The 18,565-nt window shown below is 58.2% G+C and carries 16 protein-coding genes; 9 read left to right on the forward strand and 7 right to left on the reverse strand.

Going from position 1 to position 18,565, the window contains the following annotated elements:
- The first annotated feature begins 55 nt into the window (after positions 1 to 55).
- Both MME58_RS05545 and MME58_RS05550 read left to right on the forward strand, forming a co-directional pair.
- Positions 56 to 1,417, forward strand: coding sequence for a carbohydrate porin (locus MME58_RS05545; RefSeq protein ID WP_054985563.1), 1,362 nt, complete (start codon positions 56 to 58; stop codon positions 1,415 to 1,417).
- 109 nt (positions 1,418 to 1,526) lie between these two features.
- Positions 1,527 to 2,402, forward strand: coding sequence for a D-hexose-6-phosphate mutarotase (locus MME58_RS05550; RefSeq protein ID WP_054985564.1), 876 nt, complete (start codon positions 1,527 to 1,529; stop codon positions 2,400 to 2,402).
- A 497-nt stretch (positions 2,403 to 2,899) separates the two neighbouring features.
- On the opposite strand, the gene MME58_RS05555 is transcribed toward MME58_RS05550, so the two are convergent.
- Positions 2,900 to 3,766 (reverse strand): MurR/RpiR family transcriptional regulator, encoded by an 867-nt coding sequence (locus tag MME58_RS05555; protein ID WP_002552324.1) that lies wholly within the window; start codon positions 3,764 to 3,766, stop codon positions 2,900 to 2,902.
- A 218-nt stretch (positions 3,767 to 3,984) separates the two neighbouring features.
- On the opposite strand from MME58_RS05555, the gene zwf reads away from it, so the two are divergent.
- The 3 genes from zwf to MME58_RS05570 are packed head-to-tail and all read left to right on the forward strand — an operon-like array spanning position 3,985 to position 6,846.
- Positions 3,985 to 5,454, forward strand: a complete 1,470-nt coding sequence (zwf, locus tag MME58_RS05560; RefSeq protein ID WP_055005243.1) for a glucose-6-phosphate dehydrogenase — start codon at positions 3,985 to 3,987, stop codon at positions 5,452 to 5,454.
- Positions 5,441 to 6,154 (forward strand): 6-phosphogluconolactonase, encoded by a 714-nt coding sequence (gene pgl, locus MME58_RS05565; protein WP_055005244.1) that lies wholly within the window; start codon positions 5,441 to 5,443, stop codon positions 6,152 to 6,154. Before zwf ends, pgl begins: the two co-directional genes overlap by 14 nt.
- A 17-nt stretch (positions 6,155 to 6,171) precedes the next feature.
- On the forward strand, positions 6,172 to 6,846 hold the full coding sequence (locus MME58_RS05570) for a bifunctional 4-hydroxy-2-oxoglutarate aldolase/2-dehydro-3-deoxy-phosphogluconate aldolase (RefSeq protein WP_054988043.1): 675 nt from the start codon (positions 6,172 to 6,174) through the stop codon (positions 6,844 to 6,846).
- 144 nt (positions 6,847 to 6,990) lie between these two features.
- Here MME58_RS05570 and MME58_RS05575 read toward each other — a convergent pair whose 3' ends face one another.
- Positions 6,991 to 7,230 carry a DUF3820 family protein gene (locus tag MME58_RS05575; RefSeq protein WP_054988042.1) on the reverse strand — a complete coding sequence of 80 codons (240 nt, stop codon included), beginning with the start codon at positions 7,228 to 7,230 and terminating at the stop codon, positions 6,991 to 6,993.
- 214 nt (positions 7,231 to 7,444) lie between these two features.
- Here MME58_RS05575 and MME58_RS05580 point away from each other — a divergent pair, with 214 nt between their 5' ends.
- Positions 7,445 to 7,915: a PA2169 family four-helix-bundle protein gene (locus tag MME58_RS05580; protein WP_054988041.1), complete on the forward strand. Its 471-nt coding sequence runs from the start codon at positions 7,445 to 7,447 to the stop codon at positions 7,913 to 7,915.
- A 70-nt stretch (positions 7,916 to 7,985) separates the two neighbouring features.
- Here MME58_RS05580 and MME58_RS05585 read toward each other — a convergent pair whose 3' ends face one another.
- From MME58_RS05585 to MME58_RS05605, 5 genes are all read right to left on the reverse strand, one after another.
- Complete coding sequence (locus MME58_RS05585; protein WP_054988040.1) at positions 7,986 to 9,515, reverse strand: sensor domain-containing diguanylate cyclase; 1,530 nt, start codon at positions 9,513 to 9,515, stop codon at positions 7,986 to 7,988.
- Positions 9,516 to 9,723: 208 nt separating this feature from the next.
- Entirely contained in the window at positions 9,724 to 11,088 is a 1,365-nt protein-coding gene (locus MME58_RS05590) for a heavy metal sensor histidine kinase (protein WP_082427161.1), read from the reverse strand.
- Complete coding sequence (locus MME58_RS05595; protein ID WP_055005246.1) at positions 11,078 to 11,755, reverse strand: heavy metal response regulator transcription factor; 678 nt, start codon at positions 11,753 to 11,755, stop codon at positions 11,078 to 11,080. Before MME58_RS05595 ends, MME58_RS05590 begins: the two co-directional genes overlap by 11 nt.
- Positions 11,756 to 11,765: 10 nt before the next feature.
- Positions 11,766 to 14,870 carry a multidrug efflux RND transporter permease subunit gene (locus tag MME58_RS05600; RefSeq protein WP_055005247.1) on the reverse strand — a complete coding sequence of 1,035 codons (3,105 nt, stop codon included), beginning with the start codon at positions 14,868 to 14,870 and terminating at the stop codon, positions 11,766 to 11,768.
- Positions 14,867 to 16,033: an efflux RND transporter periplasmic adaptor subunit gene (locus tag MME58_RS05605; protein ID WP_055005248.1), complete on the reverse strand. Its 1,167-nt coding sequence runs from the start codon at positions 16,031 to 16,033 to the stop codon at positions 14,867 to 14,869. The genes MME58_RS05600 and MME58_RS05605 overlap by 4 nt, the downstream gene beginning before the upstream one ends.
- 293 nt (positions 16,034 to 16,326) lie before the next feature.
- On the opposite strand from MME58_RS05605, the gene MME58_RS05610 reads away from it, so the two are divergent.
- The 3 genes from MME58_RS05610 (at position 16,327) to MME58_RS05620 (ending at position 18,438) form a co-directional block, all read left to right on the forward strand.
- Positions 16,327 to 16,704 carry a hypothetical protein gene (locus tag MME58_RS05610; protein ID WP_055005249.1) on the forward strand — a complete coding sequence of 126 codons (378 nt, stop codon included), beginning with the start codon at positions 16,327 to 16,329 and terminating at the stop codon, positions 16,702 to 16,704.
- A 333-nt stretch (positions 16,705 to 17,037) separates the two neighbouring features.
- A complete protein-coding gene (locus MME58_RS05615; RefSeq protein ID WP_055005250.1) occupies positions 17,038 to 17,622 on the forward strand; it encodes a fimbrial protein in 585 nt (194 codons plus the stop codon).
- Between the two features lie 63 nt (positions 17,623 to 17,685).
- Positions 17,686 to 18,438 carry a fimbrial biogenesis chaperone gene (locus MME58_RS05620; RefSeq protein WP_055005251.1) on the forward strand — a complete coding sequence of 251 codons (753 nt, stop codon included), beginning with the start codon at positions 17,686 to 17,688 and terminating at the stop codon, positions 18,436 to 18,438.
- The last annotated feature ends 127 nt before the right edge of the window (positions 18,439 to 18,565 follow it).

Genomic DNA, 18,565 nt, shown 5'->3' on the forward strand with positions numbered 1-18,565 from the left:
TGAATGAAGCAAGACGTCTACCAAAGCTAATAACAATAAAACGAGGATTGATGGGATGAAGAAGATCAACAAAGGTAAATCGCTTTCCCGGCTCCAGTTTGTATGCAAGCTGTCGGCGTTGGGTGCGATGGGTCTGGCGAGCAGTGTTCACGCTGCCGAGCCATTCGCCGCCGACTCGCCCTGGATGACAGGTGACTGGGGCGGCAAACGCACTGAACTGCTCGACAAAGGTTATGACTTCTCGCTGGAATACGTTTCCGAGATGGCCAGCAACCTGAAGGGCGGCTACAACGACGACAAGACCGGCCGCTACAGCGACCAGTTCGCGCTGGGCATGAAAGTCGATTTGCAGAAAGTTCTCGGTTGGCAGGACGCGGAGTTCAAGCTGGCGATCACCGAGCGTAGCGGGCGCAACATCTCCAATGACCGGATCGGCGATCCTCGCGCCGGTACCCTCAGTTCCTCTCAGGAAGTCTGGGGTCGTGGCCAGACCTGGCGTCTGACCCAGATGTGGGTCAAGCAGAAGTATTTTGACGGCGCACTGGACGTCAAGGCCGGTCGTTTCGGACCGGGCGAAGACTTCAACAGCTTCCCGTGCGACTTCCAGAACCTGTCGTTCTGCGGCTCGCAGGTCGGTAACTACGTGAACACCTGGTACAACTGGCCAATCAGCCAGTGGGCCTTGCGCGTGAAGTACAACATTACGCCGGAAGTGTATGCACAGGTCGGCGTGTACGAGCAGAACCCGTCCAACCTCGAAACCGGCAATGGTTTCAAGCTCAGCGGCAGCGGCACCAAAGGCATGATCCTGCCGGTCGAGCTGGTCTGGACTCCGACCATCAATTCGTTGCCCGGTGAATACCGTGTCGGCTTCTACAAAAGCACGCCCAACGCAGATGATGTCTACGAAGACGTCAACGGCCAGCCGCAGGCAGCTACCGGCGCAGCCTTCAAGTCGCATGACAGCAAGCATGGCTGGTGGGTTGTGGCTCAGCAACAGCTGACAACTCACAACGGTGATGCGTCACGCGGTCTGAACATCTTTGCCAACGCCACCGTACATGACAAGGCAACCAACTTCGTCGACAACTACCAGCAGATCGGTCTGACGTACAAAGGTCCGTTCGACTCGCGTCCGAAAGATGACATCGGCGTTGGTATCGCCCGAATCCACGTCAACGATGACGTGCAGGATCGTGTGCGCCTGGCCAACCAGATCAGCGGTATCAACGACTACGACAACCCTGGCTACCTGCCGGTCCAGAGCACTGAGTACAACTCGGAAATCTACTACGGCTTCCACGTTACCAATTGGCTGACCGTGCGTCCCAACCTGCAATACATCAAGCATCCTGGCGGCGTAGACCAGGTGGATGATGCGATTGTAGCGGGCATCAAAATCCAGTCGAAGTTCTGAGTATCGATTGACGCGTAACGCGATCAAGGGTCGTGTGTGCTTTGCGGGCAGCTTGGCTGCCCGTTTTTTTATGGCTTGATCCTTTTATTTTTCAGGGACGCGATTGGCGATGACCTCTCACGACGCGCAACTGCCTGAACACCCTCTGCAACGTTTCTTCCGGTCCCGACGTGCCAGGCCGACTTTCGAGTGGGAGCGCCACCAGCTGCGCGATGTACTGGTCATCGATCATCCACAGTGCCAGGCAGTCTTCAGTCGCCAAGGCGCGCAGTTGCTGCATTTCCAGCCGCACGGCCAGAAGCCCTGGCTCTGGTGCGCTGCGCAGTGGCCGCAGGTGGGGGCGATCCGTGGTGGTGTGCCGGTTTGCTGGCCTTGGTATGGCCGGCATCCCGGTGAGAGCGGCTGGCCGGCACACGGCTGGGGGCGCTTGCTGGACTGGAAACTGATCGACAGCAGCGAGAGTGAGGAGGGTGTCAACCTGCACTGGCGCTTGCAGCTGTGGGACTGGCAGGTTGATCTGCATGCCGAGTTGGGGCAGGGCATGGCGTTACGTCTGAGCACATGCCACGAGGACAGCGAGCCCTGTCATTTCAGTCATGCGCTGCACGTCTACTGGCGGATCGGTGACGTGTCCGAAGTTGCCCTGGAGGGGCTCGATGGCGCACAGGGTTACGACGAACTGAGTCGGCAAACCTGTCAGCAACAAGGCGAACTGCGCGTGGCAGGCGCCTGCCAGCGCGTATTCGAACACGCAGGTGCCGTGCAGCTCCAGGACCCGATCTGGCAGCGCAGGCTGAACATCGACACCGGCGACAGCGCCAACACCGCCGTCTGGCACCCCGGCAGCAGGCCGCTATTGGGCGTATGCGGAAGCGAAACCACAGGCTTTGTCCGAGTAGAAGCCGCTTCAGGCTCTGGCGACACCTTCAGTCTGCGGCCCGGAGAACAGGTGCAGCTCAAACTGCAGGCGAGTCTGGCAGGGTGAGTTGCATCGTCTTCCTTCGCGCTCTGCACGGATCCCCCTGACACCACAGAACCGATGTGTGACGCAAAGCGTCACGAACTGCGTCCCCACGCGGGAGCGTGGGGACGATAGTCAACGCAATGCTTTTCAACCTCGGTGGTACAAACGACGCAGAGTGCGACGTAAGTGACGGCTGAGTGCTGGCGCTGATCCGGGGCTAGCCTGGCAGGACGCCAAGCTAGCCGCACCGGGCCATGGATGGCCCGTTGCGGCGACCCGCGGATCAGTGACAGGGCGAAGGAACCCGACGCAGTCGGGCCGGAAACGGAGCCAGGGGGTTTGGTTACTTTGGCCCCATCAAAGTAACTCGCCGAGGGGCGAAAAGCCGACCCGAGTCGAACCCCAATCTACCTGACACCACAGAACCGCCGTGTGACGCAGCGCGTCACGAACTGCATTCCGACGCGGAGCTTTGGAACGATAGCCACACCTATGCATAGCGAAGAGCGTGAGAGCTGTCAGCCCTGATCCTCGATCGGATAACGGCTATCGTTCAGGCTTTCCTTGATCTTGCGCAAATGCGGCTGGAAGTCGACGCCGCGGCGCAGCGTCATGCCAGTGGCCAAAACATCGAGAACCGTGAGCTGGATGATCCTTGAGGTCATCGGCATATAGATATCGGTGTCTTCGGGCAATGGAATGTTCAGGCTCACAGTACTGGCCTGAGCCAATGGCGAGCCCGCTGCCGTCAGGCCCAGCACCGAGGCACCGTTGGCCCGCGCAATACGGGCCACTTCCACCAGTTCGCGGGTGCGGCCAGTGTAGGAAATGATTACGAACAGCTCACCGGTGTGCGCCACCGACGCAATCATCCGCTGCATCAGCACATCGGCATGCGCCGTGACCGCCAGATTGAAGCGGAAGAATTTGTGCTGTGCATCAAGGGCCACCGGTGCTGAAGCACCCAGTCCGAAAAAGTGGATCTGCCGCGCCTGGATCAGCATGTCTACAGATTTGCTGATCAGCGCAGGGTCCAGCTGCTGACAGGCGCTGTCCAGTGACGCGATGGCGCTGCCGAAAATCTTCTGAGTGTATGCCTCGGGATTGTCGTCGGCTTCGACCGCACGGCTGACATAGGCTGCGCCGCTGGCCAGGCTTTGGGCCAGCTGCAGTTTCAATTCCGGATAGCCGCTGACGCTGAACGAACGGCAAAAGCGATTGACCGTCGGTTCGCTGACCTTGGCGGCCTGGGCAAGCGCTGCAATGCTCAGCCGCGTTGCCATCTGCGGGTTGAGCAGGATGACCTCGGCCACTTTGCGCTCGGCCTTGTTCAGCTCGTCGAGCCGGCCCTGGATTTGCTCCAGGAGGTTTCTTACGCGGTCCATTCAAAGTCCTTGTCGGGGCTGATTTACCAACGGTTTTGTCTTGGGCTTTTATTAGCCCTTTAGCCTGTAGCAAAGGTGGCCTATCGTACTGAGGGCCTGTGTTGATCACCACTGGAATATGCTTTCAGGCAGAATGTTGTGGTTATTACTACATATGGCCTTGAGTAACGCCTTTAAAAAAGGTATTTGTAGCCTAACTTGATAAAAGAACCAACATTATGCCCTTGATTACGGTTGAACCGTGCACATTTGCCCTGTTTGGTGCCTTGGGAGACCTGGCGGTACGCAAGCTGTTCCCGGCTCTTTATCAGCTTGATCGCGCTGGACTGCTGCATGAAGACACAAAAATTCTTGCCCTGGCGCGTGAACCAGGCGACGAACAGTCGCATCTGGCGTATATCGAAAAATCCATGCGTCGCTTCATTCCCGAGAAAGAACTCGAGCCTGAAAATCTGGGCCGGTTTCTGGCCCGCCTCAGCTATCTGCATGTCGATTTCCTTAAGGCTGAGGATTACCTCGCACTGGCCGAGCGCGTCGGCAATGCCGAAACCCTGATCGCCTATTTCGCCACACCCGCTTCGGTCTACGGTGCGATCTGCGAGCACCTTGCGTCGGTCAATCTGGCCGAGCGTACGCGCGCCGTCCTGGAGAAACCCATTGGCCACGACCTGGCCTCTTCGCGCCGGGTCAATGACGCCGTGGCGCAGTTTTTCCCGGAAAACCGCGTGTATCGCATTGACCACTATCTGGGCAAAGACACGGTTCAGAACCTCATTGCCCTGCGTTTCGCCAACAGCCTGTTCGAGACCCAGTGGAACCAGAACCATATTTCGCACGTAGAGATCACGGTGGCCGAGAAGGTCGGCATCGAGGGCCGTTGGGGCTATTTCGATCAGGCCGGCCAGTTGCGCGACATGATCCAGAACCATTTGCTGCAACTGCTTTGCCTGATTGCCATGGACCCGCCAAGCGACCTGTCGGCCGACAGCATTCGTGACGAGAAGGTCAAGGTGCTCAAGGCCCTGGCGCCGTTCACCCCCGAGCGTCTGGCAACCCAGGTGGTGCGTGGCCAGTACACCTCCGGCTACAGCGAAGGCAAGGCAGTGCCGGGTTATCTGGAGGAGGAAAACTCCAATACCCAGAGCGATACCGAGACCTTCGTCGCATTGCGTGCCGACATCCGCAACTGGCGCTGGTCGGGCACGCCGTTTTACCTGCGTACCGGCAAGCGTATGCCGCAGAAGCTGTCGCAAATCGTGATCCATTTCAAAGAGCCGCCGCACTACATCTTCGCGCCTGAACAGCGTTTGCAGATCAGCAACCGCCTGATCATCCGCCTGCAGCCGGACGAAGGCATTTCCTTGCAGGTGATGACCAAGGATCAGGGCCTGGACAAAGGCATGCAGTTGCGCAGCGGACCTTTGCAACTGAACTTTTCCGACACCTACCGCAGCGCTCGTGTCCCCGACGCTTATGAGCGGTTGTTGCTGGAAGTCATGCGTGGCAATCAGAACCTGTTTGTCCGCAAAGATGAAATCGAGTACGCCTGGCAATGGTGCGATCAGTTGATCGCTGGCTGGAAAAAAGCGGGCGATGCGCCCAAGCCTTATCCGGCCGGAACCTGGGGGCCAATGAGCTCCATTGCTCTGATTACTCGCGACGGGAGATCCTGGTATGGCGATATGTGACCTTCAGCTACCGGCAGGGCTGGTAGCGCGTGATTTCGACACGCCTCAGCAACTGGCCGATGCACTGGCTACCAATGTAGCCGAGCGTCTGCAACAGGCAATCGGTGAAAACGGCGCAGCGACCCTGGTGGTGTCCGGTGGCCGCAGTCCGGTGGCTTTTTTTCAGAGTCTGGCGGTAAAGCCGCTGGACTGGTCGAAAGTGGTCATCAGTCTGGCCGATGAGCGTTTCGTTCCGACCGAGCATGCCGACAGCAATGCGGGGCTGTTGCAGCGTCACCTGCTGCAGGGCCCTGCGGCGAAGGCCAGGTTTCTTGGGTTATACAGCGTAGCGAGCAGTGTCGAGGAGGCAGCGCTGGCTGCCGATCAGGCACTGGCCGAGCTGCCGCCCATTGATGTGCTTGTTCTGGGCATGGGCGATGACGGGCATACCGCCTCGCTGTTTCCCGACAGTCCGAATCTGCAAGAAGCCCTTGATCTGCAAGGCGAGCGCCGCTGCCTGCCGATGCTGGCACCGAGCGTACCGCATCAGCGTCTGACCCTGACCCGCCGTCTGCTGGCGTCGGCGCGTTCGCCGATCCTGTCGGTGTCCGGTCAGGCCAAACTCGACACCCTGCGCACGGCGCTGGCGGGCGATGACCTCGCCGAAATGCCGGTGCGTGCCTTTCTCAACCCGTCACTCGAGATCTACTGGTGCCCATAAGCAAAGGAACCGTCGCCATGACACAGAACGAAAATAATCAGCCGCTCATCAGCATGGCGAACAAGATTGCCCGGATCGACGAACTTTGCGCCAAGGCGAAGATTCTGCCGGTCATTACCATTGCCCGTGATCAGGATGTGCTGCCCCTGGCCGATGCCCTGGCCGCTGGCGGCATGACAGCACTGGAAGTTACCTTGCGCTCGGCGTTCGGCCTGAGCGCGATCCGCACCCTGCGTGAACAGCGTCCCGAGTTGTGTGTAGGCGCCGGAACCATTCTGGACCGCAAGATGCTGGCAGACGCCGAAGCGGCCGGTTCGCAGTTCATCGTTACCCCGGGCAGTACGCAAGACTTGCTGCAGGCCGCAGTCGACAGCCCGCTGCCCCTGCTGCCAGGCGTCAGCAGTGCCTCGGAAATCATGATCGGTTATGCCATGGGCTATCGCCGTTTCAAGCTTTTCCCGGCAGAGATCAGTGGTGGTGTCGCAGCGATCAAGGCCTTGGGCGGCCCTTTCAATGAAGTGCGTTTTTGCCCGACTGGCGGCGTTAACGAACAGAACCTCAAGAACTACATGGCCCTGCCCAACGTCATGTGCGTTGGCGGGACCTGGATGATCGATAACGCCTGGGTCAGGAATGGCGATTGGGGCCGTATTCAGGAGGCCACTGCCCAAGCCCTGGCCCTGTTCGACTGATCGACAGGCATTTCAGAGTCAGTCCAGGTGGACGGCTCAGGTAAAGAAGTTGTTGTTGGTTGTATGGCTTTGCGGTGCCCCCTGGTCCGGGGCACCGTTTTTTTCCTTTCAGGACCGTGCAAGTTTTGTTTGCCCGCGTGTGTTCTACCCCTTGTCCTTGAATGCCTGACGCGGACGTGTGCGCAACGGGTCCAACAGTCCACTCAGGCCGTTGTGATCGATTTCCTGCATCAGTGCCAACAAACTTCCCAATTCACCTTTGGGGAAGCCTTCACGTGCGAACCAGTTAAGGTAATGCCCTGGTAGATCAGCGATCAGCCGACCCTTGTATTTGCCGAACGGCATTTCCTGTGTGACCAACAGCTTGAGTGTGTCCGGATTCATCGCCGATACCTGTGTTCTCGTTTGCGCCGACGATACGTGCATTCTGCATGCAGGCCAATCGACAGATCATGCAGAAGTCACGATCGGGTAATTGTGAAAATTTCGTAAATATTTGATTTTAAAGCATTATTTTCATTTCAATAACTGGCACGGTGTCTGCAATTACCTAGATATGGAACACTTTCGTATCAACCTGCCATTAGGAAATTATCAAATGACTGATATCAACAAAGAAACGATCTCTATTCTGAATGACTTGGTCGAAACCAGCATCGACGGCAAAGAAGGCTTCGAAACCAGCGCCAAGAACGCGAAGACTCCAAGCGTAAAAGAATTCTTCGCACGTCGTGCCATTGAAGTTGGCAAGGCAGTCACTGACCTGCAGGCGCATGTACAGCGACTGGGCGGCAAGCCGGAAGATTCCTCCAGCGTATCGGCTGACATTCATCAGGCATGGGTCAAGCTGAAAACTGCGTTCACCAGCAATGATGATCTGGCTGTGCTGGAGGAAGCAGAGCGTGGTGAAGACGTCGCCAAGAAGGCCTACAGCAAGGCAATCGAGAAGCTGAATGAGAAAGGCGCTGATGCAACCGTGGTTGCCTTGGTCAACGATCAGTACCAAGGTGTTCTGAAGAACCACCGCGAAGTAAAAGCATTGCGTGACGCGGCCCGCGCTGCGGCGTAAGCCGATGCGTCAGCGCTAACCGAAAAAACGCCAGCCAGCCTGGCGTTTTTTTATGCCCGAAGATGGCACGTCAAACCTCATCGATCACTTTTCTGGCAACCGCACTGCGGTACTCGACCCGGTTACGCCCATTGTCCTTGGCCTGATACAGCGCCTTGTCGGCCACTCCGAAAAATGCCTCCAGTTTGTCGCCCTGGCGAACGATATCCGAAGCGACCCCGATGCTCACGGTGATGGGATGCTTGGCATTCATGAACAGCGGGAGTGACTCTGCGGCCTTGCGGATTTTTTCCGCGATCAGCATGGCTCCCGGCAATTCTGTTTCCGGCAGCACAACCACGAACTCCTCCCCTCCATAGCGCGCAACCTGGTCACCCGGTCGACGAATGTTATCCGAGATGGTCTGTGCGATCAGACGCAACGCCTCATCCCCGCCTTGATGGCCGTGGCGTTCATTGAATGCCTTGAAATGGTCCACGTCGATCATCAGCAAGGAAAGCTGCTTGCCGGAGCGCTGTGCCCGCGCCCATTCAGTCTCCATGGCTTCGTCGAGCTGACGACGATTGTCGAGACCGGTCAAGCCGTCCGTCGCAGCGAGGCTGGCCAGCGCATCTTCGGCACGGTGACGTCTTCGCAACTCGCGACTCAGCAACCCTGTGAGCCACAGGATGCCGAGACACAGCACACTGGTGGCGGAGCCGACCAGCCAAGCGTTGCGCCGCCATACAGCATACACTTCGTCCTCGGACTGGCCGATGACGACCACCAGCGGCAGATTGCCGACCCTGGAAAACGTATACAGCCGACGAGCGTTCAACTGCGTCGACATGGCGGCAAAACTGCCGTCGCCTTCTTGAATAATGCGCTGAAAGTTGGGGCTGTGGCTGTAATCCTTGCCGATCAGGTCTTCACCCTCCAGATCGGGGTAGCGGACAATCAGGATGCCTGCGGTATTGATCAGGTTAATACTGCTGTCGCTGCCCAGGTTCTGGCTCATGAACAAGTGCTTGAAATACACCAGGCGCATGGCCGCACTCACAATCCCGGCGAATTCACCGTTGGGGCCCGACATGCGCCGGCTGAAACTGATACACCAGTCCTTGTAGCCCCAGCGAGTCTTGTACGGCGAACTGACGTGGAGATTCAGCGAGGGATCCACAGCGTGCTCTTTGAAATAGGAGCGATCAGAAAAGTTGTCATTTCGGGGAACGACGGACAGTGAGTCAGCCAGTATTGCGCCCTTGTTATCGAGCAACACCAGATCACCCTTATATGACGCTGCGGTGGAGCGATCAAACAGGACAAGTTGTCGCAGTTCAGGTGACAGGTCCTTGAGGTCAGGACGTTGCCACGCGCTGATCATGCCTTGCAGGGACGAGTCGTACAGTTCTGCGTTATGCAGGACGTCTGCATCGATCAATTGCACGATATTGGCCGCTGCACGGGCCGCCGTATCGGCTGCATCCTCGCGTTCCCGGGCCAGTAGAGATGCCACGATCGCCAGAATGGCGAGCATTGAAACCGAGCTGCCGAAGACCAGCAGGAGCTCCGGACGGGTCCACGCGAGCCGGGCGCGCCGAGATAACGCAAACAACATCATTGGTTGTTCTACCTGCAGACGGTTGAGTCTTGAGAAATGGTTAAGACAGTTAAATTGTTTTCCGGGTGTTGCGGCTGGGTATATAGCACGCTCCTTATAGCCTCATATGAATGGAATGTGAATAAAGCAAGTGTATTTAAAAGGATGCGAACAGACGCACATGAAAGGACACGCAAAACAGGTTGTGCCCACTTGACGTCTTCAAGTATCAGCGAGGAAGGTGGATACCGAATGTGTTGACGCCCTTGCCGCTATTCACGAATACAGTGCCGCCATGCATCAGCGCAATCGCCTTGACGATGGCCAGCCCCAGGCCATGATTGGCACCGCTGTTGCTGCGTGACGCATCGACCCGATAAAAGCGCTCGAAGAGTCTGGGCAAATGTTCCGGAGCGATTGGCGCGCCCGGATTGGTTACGCCGATACTTATATGGGCACCGCAGGATTCGATAGTGACCTGAATGACGTTGCCGGCATCGGTGTGCTGCACAGCGTTATGCAGCAAGTTGATCAGGGCGCGGCGCAGGTGAGGTTTTTCAATCGGCGCACTGGCGTCGCCCGCTACCTGAACTTTCACCTGCGCGTCCTCCAGAATGAAGTCCAGGTAGTCCAGCGTGGTAGCCACCTCATCTGCCAGTGACGCGCAGGTCTGTGCCTTGACCTTGGTGCCCTGATCTGCGCTGGCCAGAAACAGCATGTCGTTGATGATCGAGCGCAAACGCTCCAGTTCTTCGAGGTTCGATTGCAATACCTCGAAATAATGCTCGGCAGAGCGACCGCGAGTCAGCGCCACCTGGGTCTGACCGATCAGGTTGGTCAATGGTGAGCGAAGCTCGTGCGCGACATCGGCATTGAACGATTCCAGTCTTGAGTAGGCTTGCTCGACCCGTTCCAGCGTGGAGTTGAACGAGGCCACGAACTGCTCGAGCTCGGGTGGCAGCGGCGACAGCTGCAAGCGCCCCGACAACCGTGGCGGGGCGAGCTTCTGGACTTCCTGCGAGAGGCTGGTCAGCGGGCGCAGGCCAATGCGCGTGACCCAGTAACCCAGCACCGAAGCCAGCAGAATGCCCAGCGTAGCCAGGCTGATCAGTGCGACCAGCAGCGAGTGCTGTGTGTGCCAGAACGTCTCGGTGTCGATGGCGGTCAGAAAGCGTAACGCCGGGCGCTGCTCCTTGGCCGGGAACTCGCTGACCAGCACTTTGAACGCAAAAGGGTGGTCAGCCAGTTTCAGGTCGTGCATGCCCAGCGGACCCTGCGCAAAGCGACGAATGTCCGCGCCGGGATTGCCGAACTCGTAGAGCGGATTGTCACTCACCACCCAGAAGCGCAGGCGTTTGTCTTCTTCGCTGAGCAACGCGAGTTTTGCCTTGATCTTGCCCCAATGCTCCGGGTTGCCAAAACGATTCACCGCCGATTCCAGCACGCTGTAGCGCGCATCGACCTCGGCGCGCGGCAACAGGTCCAGGCTCTTGTCGACCTGCAGATACAACGCCCAGCCGATCAGCAGGAACACCACCAGCGCCACCAGCGCGAACAGGCCGCTAAGGCGCAGGGCAATCGAGTCAACCCGCACTGCGGTTCTCCAGCACATAGCCCATGCCGCGAATGGTGTGCAGCAGTTTGTGCTCGTGAGGACCATCGAGTTTGGCGCGCAAGCGTTTGATCGCGACTTCGACGACATTGGTATCGCTGTCGAAGTTGATGTCCCAGACCATCTCGGCGATTGAGGTCTTGGAGAGGATGTCGCCCTGACGTCTGGCCAGCACGCTGAGCAGCGAGAACTCCTTGGCGGTCAGGTCCAGACGCATGCCGGCGCGTGTCGCCTTGCGGCTGATCAAGTCTATCCACAGGTCGGCGATGGTAATCTGCACCGGCTCGTGACCGCCGCTGCGACGGGTCATCGCCTGCAGACGGGCGACCAGTTCCAGAAAGGAAAACGGCTTGCCGAGATAATCGTCGGCACCTTCGCGCAGACCGCGAATGCGGTCATCGACCTGCTCGCGAGCGGTCAGCATGATGACGGGCGTCTGCTTGCGTGCGCGCAATGCACGCAGCACGCCGAAACCGTCGAGGCCCGGCAGCATCACATCAAGAATGATGATTGCGTGATCGTTTTCCAGCGCCAGGTGCAGGCCTTCGATGCCGTCGCGGGCGACGTCGACGGCATAGCCCTGTTCGGTCAGGCCGCGACGCAGGTAGTCAGCGGTTTTTTCTTCGTCTTCGATAATCAGCACGCGCATCGGGCGACTCTCACTTGTGAAGGGCCAGCGCCGGGGCGGCAGGCGCAGGGTGGCGTCGATGAAACAGGCGCTCGAGTTGCAGATAAATGACTGGCGTGGTGAACAGGGTCAGCATCTGGCTCACCAACAGACCGCCGACCACTGCAATACCCAGCGGCTGACGCAACTCGGCACCGACCCCGAAACCCAGCATCAGCGGCAATGCGCCGAGCAGGGCGGCGAGGGTGGTCATGATAATCGGCCTGAAACGTGTGATGCAGGCCTCATAGAGGGCCTCCTGTGACGTAAGGCCCTGCTCGCGCTGTGCTTGCAGGGCAAAGTCCACCAGAAGAATGCCGTTCTTCTTGACGATACCGATCAGCAATACCACGCCGATCAGGGCCATGATCGAGAAGTCCTGCCCCATCATCCACAGCAGTAGTAATGCCCCGATGCCTGCGGAGGGCAGCGTGGAGATGATGGTCAACGGGTGTACGAAGCTTTCATAGAGCACACCCAAAATAATGTACACCGCCACCAACGCCGCGAGGATCAGCCACGGCTGATTGGCCAGCGAACTCTGGAAGGCCTGTGCCGCACCCTGAAAGCTGCCGATGATCGAGGCTGGCATGCCGATTTCGTTTTTGGCTTGATCGAGCATGCGCACGGCATCGCCCAGCGCGACCCCGGACGCAAGGTTGAACGACAGGTTCGCTGCCGGGAACATGCCATCATGGCTGATCGAAAGCGGGCCCATGCGCGGCGCACTGACTTTGGCCAGCGCCGACAGCGGCACCATTTCGTTGGTCAGCGGCGAGCGCAGGTAGAAGTAAGCCAGACTTTCGGCCTTGCCACGCTGCTGAGCGTCCAGTTCAAGGATCACCTTGTACTGATTGACCTCAGTCTGATATTCGCTGATCTGCCGCTGGCCGAATGCGTCGTACAGCGCCTGATCGACGTCTGCGGTGGTCAGGCCGAAACGTGCGGCAGCACTGCGATCGATATCGATATGTGTGACGCTGCCGCCCAGTTGCAAGTCGTTGGACATGTCACGAAACGCCGGGTTGCTGCGCAGCTTTTCGGTCAGCCGTTGCGTCCAGGTATTGAGCAATTCGCCGTCGTTGCTCTTGAGCACGTACTGATACTGGCTGCGGCTCGGACCGGAACTGAGGTTGATGTCCTGTCCGGCGCGCAGGTACAGAACGATGCCGGGGACTTTCGCCAGCTTGGGGCGCAGGCGGTCGATGAACTCACTGACCGACACATCGCGTTCGGATCGCGGCTTGAGCGAGATCCAGAAGCGGCCGTTGGCAATGGTCTGGTTGCTGCCTGAGACGCCTACCGAGTGCGAGAACGCCAGCACTGCAGGGTCCGCGCCAACGATCTTCGCCAGTTGCAGGTGCTTTTCCACCATGTCCGGATAGGAAATATCGGCAGCGGCCTCGGTAGTGCCGAGTGCAAAAGCGGTGTCCTGAACCGGAAAGAACCCCTTAGGGATGAGGATGTAGCCGACTACCGCCAGCGCCAGGGTCAGGCCGAACACCCCGAGCATCAGCCGCTGATGAGCCAGCGCCTTGCGCAAGCCACGCTCATAGGAGGCCAGCAGGCGTTCACCGAACCCCGGCTTCTGATGCGGGTTGTGTGTGGGCGCGCGCATGAACAGTGCCGCCAGCGTCGGGGCCAGGGTCAGCGAGACAACGACCGAGATCAGGATGGTCGCCGTTGCGGTCAGCGCAAATTCCTTGAACAGCCGCCCGACCACGCCGCCCATGAACAACAATGGAATGAACGCTGCTACCAGCGAGAAACTGATCGACACCACGGTAAAACCGATTTCACCCGAGCCTTTTATCGCTGCTTCGCGCATGCCCTGTCCGGCTTCGAGGTGGCGGTGGATGTTCTCCACCACCACGATGGCGTCGTCCACCACGAACCCGACCGCAACCACGATGGCCACCAATGTCAGGTTGTTCAAGCTGAACCCGAACAGGTACATCATCGCAAAGCTGGCGATCAGCGATACTCCGAGCACTGCGCTGACGATCAGTGTGGCGGACAGCTGGCGCAGAAACAGCGCCATGACCGCCACCACCAGCAGCACTGCAATCATCAGGGTCAGCTCCACTTCATGCAGCGAGGCGCGAATGGTGCGGGTCCGGTCGTTGAGTACCGATACGTCAACGGTTGCCGGGAGCATTTCCTGCAACCGTGGCAGTTCACGCTGGATGCGGTCTACCGTGTCGACAATGTTTGCACCAGGCTGGCGAAAAATAGCGATGTTGACGCCTTGCTGGTCGCCGGACCACGCTTTGACATAGGCGTTTTCCGAACCTGCGACCACCCGCGCCACATCCTTGAGCTGGACAGGCGCGCCGTTTTTGTAGGAAACGATCAGTTGCGCGTAGTCCTGCGGCTTGAACAACTGGTCGTTGGACGACAGGGTCGAGATACTGTCCTTGCCATACAAGGCACCCTTGGCCAGGTTAAGGCTGGTCTGTTGCACTGCTACACGAATGTCTGCGAGGGTAAGCCCCAGCGCGGCAAGTTTTTCAGGAGCGGCCTGAACACGAATCGCCGGCCGTTGCTGGCCGGTAATGAACACCTGGCCCACGCCTTCGATCTGGCTGAGCTGGCGCGCCAGAATGGTTTCGGTGACATCGCTCAGTTCCGTACCGGGCATCAGGCCTGAACTCACGCTCAGGATCAGCACCGGACTGTCGGCCGGGTTGACCTTGCGCCAGGTCGGCAGACTGGGCATGTCGGCAGGCAGGCGTCCTGCCGCGGTGTTGATCGCCGCCTGGACTTCCTGGGCTGCCGTGTCGATGCTTTTGTTGAGGGTAAATTGCAGTGTCAGGTTGGTGGACCCCAGCGCGCTGCTGGAGGTCATCTGGGTCATGCCGGGTATCGCGCTGAACTGCACTTCCAGCGGCGTGGCAACCGAAGACGCCATGGTTTCCGGGCTGGCACCGGGAAGCTGCGCAGTGACCTGAATGGTCGGAAACTCGGCCTCCGGCAGCGGTGCAATCGGCAGCCGGGGAAAGGCAATGACCCCCAGCAATACCAGCGCGAAGGTCAATAACAATGTGGCCACAGGATGGTCGATGCACCACGCCGATACCGAACCTCGGCCATTCATCGTGCATGCTCCACGTGTGCACTCGCCACATCCGGGACGGGCGCGCTGACCACCTCCACAGTTGCCCCCGGCCGCAGCCGCGACTGACCGTCGCTGACCAGCGTATCTCCGGCGTTTGGCCCGCTGATCAATGTCTGCTCGCTGTCCTGATAAAGCACCTTGACCGGTACGACTTCCACTTTGTTATCCGCACCAAGCCGGTAGACGAAATGCTGATCGATGCCACGCTGTACCACTTGTGGCGGCACCTTGAGCGAGTTGAGCTCTACGCCGGTCTGGATCTTCACCGTCACCAGTTGCCCCGGCCAGAGTTGTTCTGCGGGGTTTTTGAATTGAGCCTTGGCGCGGATCGTGCCGGTGGTTGCCGACACCTGATTGTCGATCAGTGAAAGTGTGCCTTCGCCCAGTAGCAGGCCATTTGCAGCGCCGTCGCCCTGATACGCTTTGACCACCGCAGAAGTGTGCTCGGCAATAAGCCCCTGCAGTGTCGGCAACATCTGCTGTGGAAGAGAGAACTCCACCGCAATCGGGTCGATCTGGGTGACCGAAAACAGCCCGGTAGCATCGCTGACGCGCAGGAAGTTGCCCTCATCGACATTGCGAATGCCGACCCGACCCGTAACCGGAGAGCGAATCTGGGTGTAGGAAAGCTGCACCTGGGCGGCATTGATGCTGGCTTCGTTGCCTTTCACCGTAGCATCGAGCTGCCTGACCAGTGCCTGTTGCTGATCGAAGGTCTGGCGTGAAATGCCGTTATCCTCAGTGAGCTGGCGATAGCGTTTAAGGTCCAGCTGCGCGACGTCGAGTTGCGCCTTGCTCTGCGCAAGTCGGGCACGTGCCTGCTCCAGCGAGGCGCGGATCGAACGGTCATCCAGCGTCGCCAGCAGCTCGCCGGCCTTCACCTGTTGGCCCTCCTTGACCAGCACGCGCGTCAGTACGCCGTCTACCTGAGGACGAATTACCACGCTTTGCAGTGACAACACCGAGCCGATCCCTGTGACGAAGCGTGGCACATCCTCAACGTTTACCGTGATCACCTTGACCGGCACCGCCGCAACTGAATTTTTCGGGAGTGTGGCAGGGCGTGTCAGTTTCCATCCGGCAAAGGCCGCACAGGTGATCAGCAGAACTACGGCGGTGACGGTCAGGGTCTGTCTGCGCATATGAAGAAAACGCCAAATGTCGGTACGGGAGTAATGTTTTTTTACAGCTTCCTTATAGCCTGCAAACCCGGTCAGCAGAATGACTTTCAGCTGTCAGGTTTGTCAGAAAGCCTCCATCTGTCAGGGCGTCCAGTCAAGAAAAGTCAGTGCCGGACGATATCTATGTTGAAGGGATATTTGTCCAGATGTTTATAAAGTCCTAGGAATTTTCTTACATTTTCCTAGGCCGGCTTCTGGCAGTTAATTCTCCCGTCAACTTAACTCACTGTATGAGCCTATGAGTGGAGAACGCCATGAACAGTAAAAAATCAACCTGGACAGGCATGTTGAAATCTGTCTTTCTCCGTCAGGGGCTGAGGGTCTTGACGGTGTCAATCCCATTACTGGTTGCGCCTGCTATTTCCTGGGCAAAGGACGGTACGATCACGTTGCATGGCAGCATCGTCAACAGCAGTTGCGCAATGACCGAGCGTCATGTGAATACGCCTGTTACGCATGCACGAATGTTGCAAGTTGCGCCAGGGGTCGATATGCAGGTGAGCACCGAACACAATGCGTGTACCGATCAGGCGGTGCCCTTCGTTGCGCAGTATCAGGTATTAACCACCGCCCAGAGTGATGGAGAGGCCCTGCAGGTCCGTGCCGGATTGATTACGGTAAGCTATCAATAACAACACGTCTGTATTGTTTTTCTGTCCGGACTGTCACGTCATATTGAGTGGCCGTCCAATCCCCGATCAGCCATCCAGTATGCCGGAGCCGCGCCGCAGAATTATAAAAGCGCCCGTGTCGAATGCAGACGCACGTACAGAGGCTGTGCAACTTCCTTATTAGCGTGTCCGCGCAAGACTTATGGTTATTCCTACAGACCTGTCCTGCGCGTCGTGTTGTGTTGTCTGCGGGTTAAAAGTTATCAAGCTGACAGCGCTGAAAAAGAGCGGGCTCTATAGTGCTCGCCGTCCGATAGCGGGCACACACGAAATAACACAAGGAAGGTCGTTAGCATGAAAAAGCTTTCTCTTACATTGGCAGTTCTGGGCGTGATGGGCGTTGGCATGGCGGGTACTGCCAGTGCGGCGAACAACGGAAAAATGGTCTTTAACGGAACACTGACCAATATCTCCTGCGATGTGGGACCGGGCACGGGCGTCAGTGCGGGCACCAACCCTGGCGAAATCAATGTCGACCTGGGCAACGTTTCCTTCTCTGATATCGGTGTCTCAAGCGAAAGTCGATTTGAAACGGCTGCGCCTATTCAGTTGCTGGTCAACTGCAGCGCGGGCGCAGAGCAGTACAGCATGGTGAAGATGCGCCTTACGGCCCGTAACGGCAGTGGCCTGGACAACAACGATGCCAAACTTCTGCGCACCACCGGTGCCGCAGACGGGGTCGGCATCGGCCTGCTCAATGCCTCCAGCGTCCTGATGGACCTGAGCGGCGCTGAAACCATCGATACCACTCTTATCAAGGACGGTGCCAGCGGTGCAACTGCTGAAATCAACTTTGGCGCGGTGTATGTGCTTAACGGCACGCCGACCAACCCGGGTAATGCCGACGGCTTCCTGCCGTTCGTGATGGATTACGAGTAACCGTGTCGGACAGAGCGGGCACGGCTCGCTCTGTCCTCTATAGAATTCAAGGCGAACACCCGTATGTTTCCTGATTTTTTTCGCTGCACGGTGCTTGTTGCGATGGTGTGCTGGGCGTCCTTTGTTCAGGCGGGGATCGTATTGAACACGACGCGGGTTATATACCAAGGCAATGAAAAAGAGGCCAGCCTGAGTGTTCAAAACAGTGGCGGGGGGGAAATTCTGTTGCAATCCTGGCTTGAGTCTCCGGCAGGGGCAGGCACTAACAAAAACACCGCGCAGCCTGTGCCTTTTATCGTGACACCCGCACTGGCACGTATGGCCGGAGGTGGCAGGCAACTGTTGCGCATTATTCATTCCGGTACCGACATGCCCACCGATCGAGAGTCAGTGTTGTGGCTCAATGTTCAGGAAATTCCTCAGGCGGCGGCAGAGAACACACTGCAGATTGCAATACGTCAACGCATCAAAGTGTTTTTCCGGCCTGACGGTTTGCCCGGTGACCCACAGCAGGCACCGGAAACACTGAACTGGCAACTGGCCGATAACGCAACTGTGCAGGTCGACAATCCAGGGCCTTATCACGTCTCCATGCTCAAGGTATCCATACAGCAACACGACACTGAACTTGCCAGTCTCGACAGTCAGATGCTTGCGCCTTACCAGCGTCTGCGTATTCCGTTGCGGCGCACGCCGGGAAGTGCACCGTTGATGCTGAGTTTCGTCAGTATCAATGACTTCGGCGGGCAAGTGTCTTATCACGCGACACTTGCCGATAAAGAACCGGGTTACGCCCGCAAGGCCTTGCCTCGATAACCTGCCGCATCAACCGTCAGCGTTCACTGTTCAAACCGTTGGGCCTCTGCGACAAGCCGGCCCGGCAGACCTGCGTCTGTGTAAAAGGATTGCGCGGCGCGCGCGACAGCCGAAGTAGAGTGAAGAC

This window comes from Pseudomonas syringae pv. tagetis, from assembly GCF_022557255.1.
GTDB lineage: Bacteria > Pseudomonadota > Gammaproteobacteria > Pseudomonadales > Pseudomonadaceae > Aquipseudomonas > Aquipseudomonas caricapapayae.